Origin of the sequence: Xanthomonas bromi (assembly GCF_900092025.1) — a bacterium.
Lineage (GTDB): Bacteria > Pseudomonadota > Gammaproteobacteria > Xanthomonadales > Xanthomonadaceae > Xanthomonas > Xanthomonas bromi.
In genome coordinates, this window is sequence record NZ_FLTX01000023.1 from 98,962 (window position 1) to 111,901 (window position 12,940).

Sequence of the window (12,940 nt, forward strand, 5' to 3'; positions counted from 1 at the left end):
CTTTTCCTCCAAGTAGGCTGCGCCATGCGGCACACGCCAAGAGGCACACAAAAAAAGTGGCCGCAACGCCGGTTGCGACCACGGTCTACCTGCGTCGCAGATTACTTGCCGGCGCGGTGTGCGTACTTGCTCAGGATCGCCATCTGCGGCTTGTCGCTGCCGTCCTTGCCCGGCTGCACGGTGAATGGGTAGTCCGGCTTCCACCAGGAACCAGCCGCCCACCAGGTCCAGCCCAGCCAGACGTCGCTGTTCTCCTCCATGTAGGTCAGCATGCCTTCCAGCGCCTTGTCGCAGACGGGATTGTTGGCTGTGGCGAATTCGCCCAGGAAGCCCTTCTGCTTGTTCTCGCGCAACCACGACGTAAAGCCCTGCAGCTTTTCTTGGCCCACCGAATCGCTGGTGCAGACCGGCTTGGTGCCGCTGTAGTCGTTATCCAGGTATTGGTGCGCTTCGAAGGCCAGATTGTTGCCAGGGTCCTTGAGGATCGCCAGCGCCTTGGCGTTGGAGACGCCGTAGCTGGTACTGCGCCAGCTGTGTGCGCCTGTGTACGCGGTGCCCGGCACCAGGATCAGATTCTTCGCACCGGTCTTGCGGATTGCGTTGATCGCTCCCTGCGCGGCATTGGCCCAATCGGGTGCGGAGATGCCATTGGGCTCGTTCATCAACCCGAAGATCACCGCCTTGTCGTCCTTGAACTCCAGCGCCAGCCGGCGCCACAGATCGGCCAGTGCGGCGGCGGGGACTTCATTGGTCCCGATGCGCTTGCCGTTGTACGTGGCGTAGTTATGCAGATCCAGGATCAGGAACTGCTTGTTGGCCTTCGCCGCCTCCAGCGATTTCTTGATCAGCCCGATCTGGGCCGTGTCCAGATCGCCGTTGAGCTCTGGCTGCACGCGCTCCCATAAAAAAGGCAGGCGCACCGTATTCATGCCCTTGCCGGCGAAATAGCTGAAATCCGAAGCGGCAGGATAGGTGTAGTCCTTGAACAAGGTGCCAGGCTTTTTGCGTGAGTTGAACTCGGCGCCGGATAGATTGACGCCGACATATTTCAGGCCGGCGGTTTGCTTCTTCGGGCCAGCCGGCTCCTTGGCCTGGATTAACGGACTAGCAGCGAGCAAGGTCAACGCGAGCGCGGCGGTGCGCAAGCGCGGGAAGTGCGGGGGAGTGCGGAACATGGAAGTCTCCTTCGGCATCGACATGGGCGGCCGCAGGGGGAGGGCACGGCCGGTAGAGATGGTGCAGGGCGATCAGCTGTTGCGTGAGCCTAGAAGCTCGCACGTTAGCGCGCCATTCACGCGCCACGTGCGGATTTGATCGCCTGCGGACACGCGCCAGGCGCATCATGCCGCGGTGGTAGCGTCGCAAGAGACCAGGTAAGACGCACTGTCGCAGGAGTGCGACCTTCGCGCGTTTTAAGCTATCGATCCTTTCCGTCTGTTGTTGGCGCACCTTGCCGATGACGCATCACCCCGGAGTTTTCCTCATGAGCACAGCCCACGCCTACGCTGCCCAGGCCGCCCATCAACCACTTGCCCCGTTTGTGTTCGAACGTCGCGCGCCCGGTCCTGACGATGTGCAGATCGATATCGCCTATTGCGGTGTCTGTCACTCCGACCTGCACACCGCGCGCAACGAATGGCACAACACGCTATACCCGTCCGTCCCGGGCCACGAAATCGTTGGCCGCGTGACCGCCGTCGGCAATGCGGTGACCGGTTTCAAGGTCGGCGACCTGGCCGGCGTCGGTTGCATGGTCGACAGCTGCCGTAGCTGCGCCTCCTGCCAGGAGGGCGAAGAGCAGTACTGCGAAGCCGGCTTCACCGGTACCTACAACGGGCCGATGTTCGGCGGCGGCAAGAACACCTATGGCGGCTACTCCGACCATATCGTGGTCGACCAGAAGTACGTGCTGCGCATCTCGCACACCGACAACCTGGCCGCGGTGGCACCGCTGCTGTGCGCCGGCATCACCACCTATTCGCCGCTGGCGCACTGGAAGGTGGGTCCGGGTCAGAAGGTGGGCGTGGTCGGCCTGGGCGGCCTGGGCCACATGGCAGTGAAGATCGCCAAGGCGATGGGCGCTACCGTGGTGCTGTTCACCACCTCCGAAAGCAAGCGCGCCGACGCGTTGCGTCTGGGCGCCAGCGAAGTGGTGATCTCCAAGGACGAAGCGCAAATGGCGGCGCAGGCCAGCACGCTGGATTTCATCCTCAACACCGTGGCCGCCCCGCATAACCTGGACCCGTTCCTCAACGCACTCAAGCGCGATGGCGCGATGGTGCTGGTCGGCGTGCCGGAGGAGTCGCACCCGTCGCCGAGCGTGTTCAATCTGATCATGAAGCGCCGCACGCTAGCCGGTTCGCTGATCGGCGGCATTCGTCAGACTCAGGAAATGTTGGATTTCTGCGCCAAGCACAACATCGTCTCGGACATCGAAACCATTCGTGCCGACGAAATCAACACCGCCTACGAGCGCATGCTCAAGAGCGACGTGAAGTACCGCTTCGTGATCGACATGGCCTCGCTGGATAAGGCGGCCTAAGTCGGGATTGCGACAGGGTGTTATGTCACTGCCTGCATCCTTTTTGGATGCGGGCGGTGGTATGTGAGGAGTTATGTAATTTGCTGAGTCGCCGATTGGATTTACATTCAGGGTATCAGGCCACTGCTTGTCGCTCGTTCAAAGCGATGTAAATTTTATTTGACGCCCATTAGTATAAAAATCAAGCTAAGTAAATCGACGGACTTGGCTTGAATGAGTTATTAGATTCTCTGTATGCTGAGACGATATCAAAATATATTTGGATCCATAGGCAATTAAGAACCCAGAGTTGTACGGTACTGTCATTTTTGTAGGTTCACCGTCGGCATCGATCACATACTCATGCTCAATGCGAAATTTGGAAACAACGCCGGCGACGCAAACTTCATCAGGCTTGCCGAGAGGATGGAAAAATAATGGACCTCCAGAAAACCCTTCATTGTTGATTGCATCAATATGGAGAATCTGCGGGTCGTGGAGTTTAAACGAAGAAACTGTCCCTTTCTTTGCATACGCGCAAGGCATGCCGCCCATAAAATTTCCAACGTCTCCCCACATTTTGTACGGAAAACCTAGGAAGTATACGTCTTGTCCCCACACAAGACCTGCAATAGTTGGAGTAACAGTTAAAGCAGCCGAGCTAAGTCGCTGACGCAATTTCAGGACAGAGATATCGATTTCACCTCTTCCGTGTCCAACGACCTCAGCACTTAAGATTTGCCACTTGTCAGCATGAAAAATTGCGATTTTAAAATCTGGACTTTCTTGGTTGAGTAGGTGGCGTGCGGTCACCAAGAATTCTTCTCCGTCAACCTCCAGAGTAAACACTGTGCCGTACGCCTCTGCCTTAATAAAAAAGGTGCGTAGCAAGATGTTGGAAGTAACCATGAAAGCTCACACCTGAATTATCTTGAAATTCAAAAAATATTTGGCTTGAATGGAGCGCTAGGTAGCGACAGCAACCATACGTTATGTGAAGTTTTCAAGGCTGGATGGTTGTGCCGAATCATGCCGCGAAGATAGGCGAGACGCATATGGCCCTCTATCAGTTGATTTGGATGCATCGCTGCGCCCTTTGGGTGCTTCAAGCCTGACGAGTCAGGAGCCACTATGATCGGCTTGGGCGATGTGCCATTAGTGAGCATGTGCATTGCTAGCCATGTGTTTTTACGCATCTGATCCCTGAATAGTTCGTCTCCCCAGTAATCGAGCGTCTCTAGCCAATTGTCAAAATGGCCAATCTTCAAGATTTCTGCATTGCTTAGGCTGGCTTGCGTAAAGACGAACTGCTCGATTGACCTATCCAACCAATAGGTTTCGAAATCTCGCCAATGTCTGTGTACCCAACTTTCGACGACACACCGTGGAAAGTTGATTAATCGTGTCGGCCAACGAGCGTAGTAGTGCTCAAATGACTCGGCGCCGGAGTCACCATGGCACTTCACTGAAGGGACAATCATGTTCCCGGCTGATAGCTCACGCCGCAGCCGGCTCCTTGACCTGCGCTTTCACACCCAGCAGTTGCACGATGCTGCCAGCCGCATCGCGGCCTTCAGCCACGGCAGTGACCACCAGGTCGGCGCCGCGCACACAGTCGCCGCCGGCGAACAGGCGGGGATTGCTGGTCTGGTAGGGCAGGCGGCCATGGTCGTCTGCCGGGGCGACGATGCGGCCGTTGCTGCCGGCTTCCACGCCTTGCGATGACAGCCACTCCGGCACCGTCGGCGAGAAGCCGAAGGCGATGATCACCACGTCCGCTTCCAGCAGCGATTCGCTGCCTTCCACCGGCACCGCGTTGCGGCGGCCGCTGGCGTCGGGCTCGCCGAGTCTGGTTTCCACCACGGTGACGCCGATGGCCTCGTCGTCGGCGCCGGATTCGATCGATAGCGGCTGACGGTTGAACAAGAAGCGCACGCCTTCTTCGCGCGCGTTGGCGACCTCGCGTGCCGAGCCGGGCATGCTGGCTTCGTCGCGGCGGTAGGCGCAGGTAACCTTGGCCGCGCCCAGGCGAATCGCGCTGCGCACGCAGTCCATGCCGGTGTCGCCACCGCCGAGCACCACCACGCGCTTGCCGTTGAGATCGGGCAGGGCCATCTGGTCTTCCCAGCCGGCGATCGGCCGGCCGTGCGGGTCGTTGCCACTGACGATGCGGCTGTTCTGCACCAGGAAGGGCAGGGCCGGCAGCACGTTCTTCAGGTCCTGGCCGGGCAGGCCACCGTCGGTGTAGCGATAGGCGCCGGTGCCCAGGAACACCGCGTCGTATTCGCCCAGCAACTGCTCGATGCTGACGTCTTTACCGATCTCCACGCCCAGGCGGAACTGCACGCCCATGCCTTCGAGAATCTCGCGGCGCTTGCCGATCACCGACTTGTCCAGCTTGAAGCTGGGGATGCCGAACTGCAGCAGCCCGCCGATCTGCTCGTAGCGGTCGTAGACCACCGCTTCGATGCCGGCGCGCGCCAACCGGTCCGCGCACGACAAGCCGGCCGGGCCGGCGCCGATCACCGCCACGCGGTGGCCGCTGGGCTGCACGTTGCCCAGGTCCGGGCGCCAGCCCATCTTGAAGGCGGTGTCGACGATGTACTTTTCCACCGCGCCAATGGTGACCGCGCCGAATTCCTCCAGCGTGCAGCTGCCTTCGCACAGGCGGTCCTGCGGGCACACGCGCCCGCACACTTCCGGCAGCGGGTTGGTGGAATGGCATAGCGCGGCGGCTTCTTCGATGCGGTTTTCCTGCACCAGCTGCAGCCACTGCGGGATGGCGTTGTGCACCGGGCATTTCCAGCTGCAGTACGGATTGCCGCAGTCCAGGCAACGGCCGGACTGGTACTGCGCATCGGCCTTGTCGAACTTGCCGTACAACTCGCCCCAGTCGCCGGACGTACGCAGTTCCACCGGAATGCGCGTGGGCATGGTCCGCGGCAGGTCGAGGAATTGGAAGGCTTGTTTGCGGCTCATAAGAAAATCCGTGGCTGATTCCCTTCTCCCGTGTGCGGAAGAAGGTGCCCCGAAGGGGCGGATGAGGGGTAGCCGGGCGAGCGTCCTCACCCCCGACCCCTCTCCCGCGAGCGGGAGAGGGGAGCACGACTAGGCGGCGCGCCGCAGCGACTCAGTGAGCGACTCGATGCTGGCGGCCTTGGGTTTGACCAGCCAGAACTTGCCGATGTAGTCCCGGAACTCGTCCAGGATCTGTTGCGCCCAGATGCTGCCGGTGAGCTCGCGGTGGCGGCTGATCAGGGTGTGCAGGTGCTGGCGATGGTTCTCGAAGCCTTCGGCGGAGACGCGGTGGATGTCGATCAGTTCGTGGTTGTAGCGGTCCACGAAGTCGCGTTCGATATCCAGCACGTAGGCCAGGCCGCCGGTGAAGCCGGCGCCGAAGTTCAGGCCGACCTTGCCCAGCACCAGCACCACGCCGTCGGTCATGTATTCGCAGCAGTGATCGCCGGCGCCTTCCACCACCGCCAGTGCGCCGGAGTTGCGCACCGCAAAGCGTTCGCCCGCGCGGCCAGCGGCGAACAACTCGCCGCCGGTCGCGCCGTACAGGCAGGTGTTGCCGACGATCGGCGTGCTGCGGGCTTCGAAGCGCGCACCGCGCGGCGGACGCACCACCAGCCGGCCGCCGGCCATGCCCTTGCCGACGTAGTCGTTGGCTTCGCCTTCCAGCTCCAGTTGCAGGCCGCCGGCATTGAACGCGCCGAAGCTCTGCCCGGCGCTGCCGCGGAAGCGCAGGTTCAACGGCGCATCGCTCATGCCGTGGTTGCCATGCGCACGTGCGATGGCACCGGACAGGCGCGCACCGATCGAGCGGTCGGTGTTGTGGATCAGGAAGCGATGGTCGCCGCCGGTCTTGTGGGCGATGGCATCGGCCAGCAAGCCATCCATCTGGGTCGCCAGGCTGTCCGGCGATTCGTACAGGCGCTGGGCGGCGCAATGGCTGCCGTCGTACTGCGCATGCGTGAGCAGGCGCGAGAGGTCGACCTTGACGCCCGGACGCGGCGAGACTTCCAGCTGCTCCAGCAGGTCGGTGCGGCCGACGATCTCGTCCAGCGAGCGCACGCCCAGGTACGACAGCCACTGCCGCACTTCTTCGGCCAGCAGGCGGAAGAAATGCTCCACGCGTTCCGGCAGGCCGGTGAAGTAGCCGGCACGCAGGCGCTCGTCCTGGGTGGCCACGCCGGTGGCGCAGTTGTTGAGGTGGCAGATGCGCAGGTACTTGCAGCCCAGCACGATCATCGGCGCGGTGCCGAAGCCGAAGCTGTCGGCACCGAGCAGCGCGGCCTTGACCACGTCCAGGCCGGTCTTCAGGCCGCCGTCGGTCTGCAGGATGGTGCGTGCGCGCAGGTCGTTGGCCACCAGGGCCTGGTGCGACTCGGCCACGCCCAGTTCCCACGGCACGCCGGCATAGCGGATCGAGCTGACCGGGCTGGCCCCGGTGCCGCCGTCATGGCCGGACACGGTGATCAGGTCGGCGCCGGCCTTGACCACGCCGGCGGCGATCGTGCCGACACCGGCATGCGCCACCAGCTTCACCGACACCAGCGCGGTCGGGTTGACCTGCTTGAGGTCGTAGATCAGCTGGGCGAGGTCTTCGATGGAATAGATGTCGTGATGCGGTGGCGGCGAGATCAGGCCGATGCCGGGCTTGGCGTAGCGCAGCCGCGCGATCAGCTCGTTGACCTTGTGGCCGGGTAGCTGGCCGCCTTCGCCGGGCTTGGCGCCCTGGGCGACCTTGATCTGCAGCACCTCGGCATTGACCAGATATTCCGGCGTCACGCCGAAGCGGCCGGAGGCCACCTGCTTGATCTTGGAGCGCTTCTCGGTGCCGTAGCGGGCCGGGTCTTCGCCGCCTTCGCCGGAGTTGCTGCGCCCGCCCAGGCGGTTCATTGCGATGGCCAGCGCCTCGTGCGCTTCGGGCGACAACGCGCCCAGGCTGATCGCAGCGCTATCGAAGCGACGCAGCACGTCGCTGGCCGGGGCGACCTCGTCCAGCGGGGTCGGGATGTCGGCACGCTTGAGCTGCACCAGATCGCGCAGCGTGGAGGCCGGGCGCGCATGCACCGCATCCACGTACTTCTGCCAGTCGCCCGCATCGCCGGTGCGGGTGGCGCGCTGCAGCGTCATGACCACGTCCGGGTTGTACATGTGGTACTCGCCGCCGTGCACGTACTTGAGCAGGCCGCCCACTTCCGGCTTGAGCTGGTCGTTCCAGGCGCGTGCGGTGAGCTCGCGCGCCTCGGTATCCAGCCGCGACAGACCGACGCCGCCAATGCGCGCAGGCGTGTCGGCAAAGCACAGTTCCACTACGTCCGGGTCCAGCCCGACGATTTCGAACAACTGCGCGCCGCGGTAGCTGGCGATGGTGCAGATGCCCATCTTGGAGATGATCTTGGACAGGCCCTTGTAGATACCCTTGCGGTAGCGGCGGCCGATCTGCGACTGCTCGCCGCCCTTGCTCAGCTGCAGGATGCCGCGCCGGCCCAGGTCGAACAGGGTCTGGTAGGCCAGGTACGGATACACCGCGGTGGCGCCGAAGCCGAGCAGGCAGGCCATGTGGTGCGCATCGCGCGCGGTGCCGGTTTCGATGATCAGGTTGACGTCGCAGCGCAGGCCCACCTTGCATAGGTGGTGATGCACCGCGCCGGTGGCCAGCAGCGCATGCGCCATCGGCCGGTCCGGCACCGGGTAACGGTCCGACAGCAGCAGCATCACCGCACCGGCGCGCGCGGCCGCTTCCACTTCCTGGCAGATGCGTTCCAGGCCGGCCTTGAGGCCTTCCTCCACGCTGTAGGACAGGTCGATCAGGCGGTTGCGCTCGACGTACTGCTCCATTTTGAGCAGCTGGCGCAGCTTGCGCTGGCTGAGCACCGGCGAGTTGAGGATGACGTGGTTCACCGTCTCCGCACCGGCATGGAAGATGTTGGTCTCCTTGCCGAGCTGGGTGGTGAGCGACATCGCGATGCCTTCACGCAGCGGGTCGATCGGCGGGTTGGTGACCTGCGCGAACGCCTGGCGGAAGTAGTCGTACAGCGGCCGGGTCTGGCGGCTGAGCACCGCCATCGGGGTGTCGTCGCCCATCGAGCCGGTGGCTTCCTGCTCGGTCTCGGCCAGCGGGCGCAGGATCTGCTCCACTTCCTCGGTGCTGAGCTGGAACAGCTTGTGGTAGCTGCGCAAGGTCTGCTCGCTGAAGGGTTCTTCCACCAGCGAGGGGTCGATCAGTTCGGTCTGCAGATAGGTCACGCCCTGCTGCAGCCATTGCTTGTACGGCGCGCGCGCGCGGTTGATGCGGTCGATGGCGTCCGAGTCCAGCAGGTCGCCGCGCTTGAGGTCGATCGCCATCATCTCGCCCGGGCCCAGCTTGCCCTTACGGGTGATGCGCTCGGCCGGCAGTTCCCACACGCCAGCCTCGGAGGCCACCAGGAAATGACGGTCGGAGGTCAGCATCCAGCGCGCCGGGCGCAGGCCGTTGCGGTCGAGCATGCAGGCGGCATAGCGGCTGTCGCAGGCCACGATGCCGGCCGGGCCGTCCCACGGCTCGGTGTTCAGGCCGTAGAACTCGTAGAACGCGGCCAGATCGGCGTCCTTGAACTCCAGCGATTGGGTGGCCGGCGGCACCAGGATGCGCAACGCCTGCAGCAGGTCCATGCCACCGGCGATCAGCAGCTCCAGCATGTTGTCCAGGCTCTGCGAATCGGAGCCGTGCATGGAGATCACTGGATCGAATTCGGCGATATCGAAGCGTGGGGTCTGCCACACCTTGCAGCGCGCCTGCGCCCAGCGGCGGTTGCCTTCGATGGTGTTGATTTCGCCGTTGTGGGCGAGCAGCCGGAACGGATGCGCCAGCGGCCAGCGCGGCAGCGTGTTGGTGGAAAAGCGCTGGTGGAAGACAATCGCGCTGGATGAGAGGTCGCTGCGCTGCAGGTCCGGGTAGAACGTGCTCAGTTTGTCCGGCAGCACCATGCCCTTGTAGCTGATGCCATTGGGAGAGAGCGTGGTGACATAGAATTCCGCCACCTCGCGCAACGCCTGCTCGGCGCGGCGGCGCGCCAGGAACAGCGCCAGCGTAAAGACGTCTTCGGTCTGCTGCGCACCGGCATCGACAAACACCTGCTCGATGCGGGGTAACGTATCGCGCGCCAGCTGGCCGCACACGCTGTCGTCGGTGGGCACCACGCGCCAGCCGCGAAACTGTACGCCTGCGCTGAGCAACTGGCTTTCCAGTTCGGTGCGACAGCGCGCCGCTTGGACCTCGTCCAGTGGCAGGAACACCACACCAGCCGCGTAGCGCGTGCCCAACGTGATGCCGGCATCGCGTGCCAGCCCGCGCAGGAACGCATCGGGTTTGCGAATCAATAAGCCGCAGCCATCGCCGGTGAGCCCGTCGGCAGCCACGCCGCCGCGGTGGGTCATGCGCGAGAGCGCCGCAATCGCGGTATCGACCAGCGAACGGGAAGGCTGGTCGTCCAGCTGGGCGACCATGCCAAAACCACAGGCGTCGCGTTCGTCGCGCGCGCTGTTGTAGAGACCGTCGTCGTTGAGCCCTTGGCGAGTGCGGGGGGCCATGTCTGCCTCTTAGCGATCTGGGAGAGCGGCGACGACGTTGCAGCGCTCGATCCGTGGAGCGTTTCGAAGAGGTCACCGGATGATCGACTAGACCACAGTTGATGCGGTGCCGCAATACACCGTTACAGCTGCAACGAGAGCTGCGCAAATCCTTGCGCCATCAGGCTTGGCGCCGGTCTTGCGACAGGCGCCAACGCCCTATCAGCCGCAACGCACCGAGGTGACGACGTTCTTGGCGTCCACTTCCAGATTGAGCCGTTCGCCGTTGAATTCCATCGTGGTCATCTGGCCGGGTTTGAGCACGCGCACCGACTTGGCGCCGGCATCGCTGCGTGCCTGTTCGCTCACCGCATCGGTCAACGGCTGGCCCACCAGCGATTGCACCTGGGTGGCATCGCAGCTGCCGATCGGCGGCGCGTCCGGCGCTGCATCCGGTGCGGGCGCAGTGGCTTGTTCGGCCGCATGCTGGGCCTTGGCGGCGACGGCCTCCTGCTCATCGGGTTGCGGTTTGTTGCAGGCAGTCAATGCAATCAGCACAACCAGGGTGCAAGTCAGACGGGCAAGAGGCAGAACAGCGCGCATCGATGACTCCAGCAAAGGGGATGCCCAAGCATAAGCACAAAGCCGTGCGAGGGGCATGGCTTGCGCACACGGCGTTGTCATTACGTTGACGCGGCCTAGTCTTGCGGCGCTGAACAATCGCGGCCAGTCCTTCGATCTGTGTGCAATGAAAGCCAAACGTGTTCCTCGTCATGCCGTAGTCGCTGCCAGCACCGCCGGCCAGCTCGCCGCGGTGACCACCGGCGGCGCCGTCGCCACGGCCGTTGTGGCAAGCGCGGCCGCCGTCGCGCAAGCCAAGGCCACTGCGCGCGCGGCCGGGCTCACTTATGTCAACGATCAACAGCCGGGTATCAGCCGCCGCAAGGCCGGCAAAAGCTTCAGCTACCGCGATGCCGATGGGCAACGCATCGGCGATGCCGACACCTTGCAACGCATCCGTTCGCTGGCCATTCCGCCGGCGTATACGGAAGTGTGGATTTGCGCCAAACCGAATGGCCACCTGCAAGCCACCGGTCGAGATGCGCGGCGACGCAAGCAATATCGCTATCACATCGATTGGGCGCAGGTGCGTGGCGAAGGCAAGTTCGAACGCGTGATCGCCTTCGGCACCGCGCTGCCCAAACTACGGCGGCGTCTGCGACGCGATCTGGCCTTGCCGGGCTTTCCGCGCGAGAAGGTGCTGGCGATTGTGGTCGCGCTACTGGCCGACACCCTGGTGCGCGTGGGCAATGCCGAATATGCGCGCAGCAACCGCTCGTATGGACTCACCACGCTGCGCAACCGGCATATGGAATTTCTCAAGGGCGGCCGCGCCAGGCTGAAATTCCGCGGCAAGAGCGGGCAGGACCACGATATCGAAGTGGACGACAAGCAGCTGGTCAAGCTGATTCGCGAATGCCAGCAATTGCCGGGGCAATCGCTGTTTCAATACCGCGACGACGACGGCACCTTGCAGCCGGTGGATTCGGGGCAGGTCAACGACTATCTGCGCGAGGCGATGGGCGAGGACTTCACCGCCAAGGATTTCCGCACCTGGGGCGGCACGTTGGCCGCGTTGCAGCGCCTGGCACGGCTGCCGTTGCCCGAGCGCAGCAGCGAGCGCGCACTCAAACAGCTGCAGAACGATGTCATCCGCGAGGTTGCCGATGCCTTGGGCAACACGCCCTCGGTCTGTCGCAAGGCCTATATCGACCCATGTGTGTTCGAAGGTTGGCGTGCGGGCCAGTTGCAGGCAATGGCCACCGGCGTGCGCGGCGAGCGGCAGTGGGAAGCGGCCACGTTGAAGTTCTTGACTGCCTCGCGTAGCAAGCAACGCAAGGCCAGTAAGGCAGACACCCCGAAGCTCGGCGGCCGTAAGCGTGCGGCGTGATGCTGTGCTTCGCCCCGATAGCGCGGGTGAGATAGTCGGCAGCCACAGGCTGCCGGCGCTGATTGGCTAGCTGTAGATCCAGCGCGTGACCGCGTGCTTGGTGTTGCGGCGCACGCATTGTGTTGGCAGCGATCACTCGTCTGCAATCTGTTTTTGACAGCGCTGCGTCCAGGCATCGCACAACAAGCTTAATCGTCCACCGCATCACGTCGCAGCGCATCCATCCGGCAGCATCCGTGCGCGGCCATCGGCGAGTCAGTGCGCGTACGTGCGGCGCTGCAGGCGATAGGTCGTCGCTGGCGGGATGTTCCAATATGTCCGCCCGATCCTGACCGCCTCCAGATCCAGCGCATCGAGAATATGTGCTGGCACCGAGCATTGGAAGCCGTAGGTAAACAGATACATGCGTCCGTCCGGCTTGAGATGCATGAACGCGCCACGCACGATGGCGGCAACCTGATGTGCGGGCATGTTCAAGAAGCCAAGGCCGCACACGACCGCATCCACACAAGCCCCATCGAAGTGGGAGAGCGATTCAAGATCGGAAACGTCCATCTGCACCACTGTTGCGCGCGGGAAGCGGTGCGTGAGCAACGATGAGAACGTGTGGTTGTATTCAAGCAGGATCAGGTTCTTTTCGCGCACACCCTTGTCGACCATTGCCTGGGTAAATGCGCCGGTACCGGGGCCAAGTTCAAGCACACGCCCGGTCCGTTCCGAGAGCTCGGACGTGATGACGGAAGCGAGCGCACGGCCGGAGGGGAGGATCGCCGCAACCGAGCAAGGGGCAGCGATCCATTCGCGAAGAAACGAAGCCATATACGAACGTGCCATCTGACCTCACTAACGTTGAAAGAGTTGAGCGCAATCTGCAGGACGCAATCGTCATACGGTAGATGGTGACACGC

General features: G+C 63.1%; 9 protein-coding genes. 2 read left to right on the plus strand and 7 right to left on the minus strand.

Annotation, left to right across the window (positions count from 1 at the left end):
- Nucleotides 1-101: 101 nt before the first annotated feature.
- Nucleotides 102-1,175 carry a glycoside hydrolase family 5 protein gene (locus XBLMG947_RS08140; RefSeq protein WP_065467586.1) on the minus strand — a complete coding sequence of 358 codons (1,074 nt, stop codon included), beginning with the start codon at nt 1,173-1,175 and terminating at the stop codon, nt 102-104.
- Between the two features lie 308 nt (nt 1,176-1,483).
- Here XBLMG947_RS08140 and XBLMG947_RS08145 point away from each other — a divergent pair, with 308 nt between their 5' ends.
- Nucleotides 1,484-2,542, plus strand: a complete 1,059-nt coding sequence (locus XBLMG947_RS08145) for an NAD(P)-dependent alcohol dehydrogenase (RefSeq protein WP_065467588.1) — start codon at nt 1,484-1,486, stop codon at nt 2,540-2,542.
- Nucleotides 2,543-2,728: 186 nt separating this feature from the next.
- On the opposite strand, the gene XBLMG947_RS21355 is transcribed toward XBLMG947_RS08145, so the two are convergent.
- The 5 genes from XBLMG947_RS21355 to XBLMG947_RS08160 form a co-directional block, all read right to left on the minus strand.
- Nucleotides 2,729-3,430, minus strand: a complete 702-nt coding sequence (locus XBLMG947_RS21355; protein WP_083992961.1) for a S1 family peptidase — start codon at nt 3,428-3,430, stop codon at nt 2,729-2,731.
- Between the two features lie 29 nt (nt 3,431-3,459).
- Nucleotides 3,460-4,002 (minus strand): hypothetical protein, encoded by a 543-nt coding sequence (locus XBLMG947_RS21360; RefSeq protein ID WP_245228133.1) that lies wholly within the window; start codon nt 4,000-4,002, stop codon nt 3,460-3,462.
- Between the two features lie 16 nt (nt 4,003-4,018).
- Nucleotides 4,019-5,500, minus strand: a complete 1,482-nt coding sequence (locus XBLMG947_RS08150) for an FAD-dependent oxidoreductase (RefSeq protein WP_065467590.1) — start codon at nt 5,498-5,500, stop codon at nt 4,019-4,021.
- 129 nt (nt 5,501-5,629) lie between these two features.
- Nucleotides 5,630-10,102 (minus strand): glutamate synthase large subunit, encoded by a 4,473-nt coding sequence (gltB, locus tag XBLMG947_RS08155; protein WP_065467592.1) that lies wholly within the window; start codon nt 10,100-10,102, stop codon nt 5,630-5,632.
- A gap of 201 nt (nt 10,103-10,303) precedes the next feature.
- Nucleotides 10,304-10,684: an I78 family peptidase inhibitor gene (locus tag XBLMG947_RS08160; RefSeq protein WP_065467594.1), complete on the minus strand. Its 381-nt coding sequence runs from the start codon at nt 10,682-10,684 to the stop codon at nt 10,304-10,306.
- Nucleotides 10,685-10,739: 55 nt separating this feature from the next.
- On the opposite strand from XBLMG947_RS08160, the gene XBLMG947_RS08165 reads away from it, so the two are divergent.
- Nucleotides 10,740-12,032 (plus strand): DNA topoisomerase IB, encoded by a 1,293-nt coding sequence (locus XBLMG947_RS08165; protein WP_139074378.1) that lies wholly within the window; start codon nt 10,740-10,742, stop codon nt 12,030-12,032.
- A 255-nt stretch (nt 12,033-12,287) separates the two neighbouring features.
- Here the strand turns inward: XBLMG947_RS08165 and XBLMG947_RS08170 are convergent, their stop codons facing one another.
- Nucleotides 12,288-12,866 carry a class I SAM-dependent methyltransferase gene (locus XBLMG947_RS08170; RefSeq protein WP_065467598.1) on the minus strand — a complete coding sequence of 193 codons (579 nt, stop codon included), beginning with the start codon at nt 12,864-12,866 and terminating at the stop codon, nt 12,288-12,290.
- Nucleotides 12,867-12,940 lie beyond the last annotated feature (74 nt).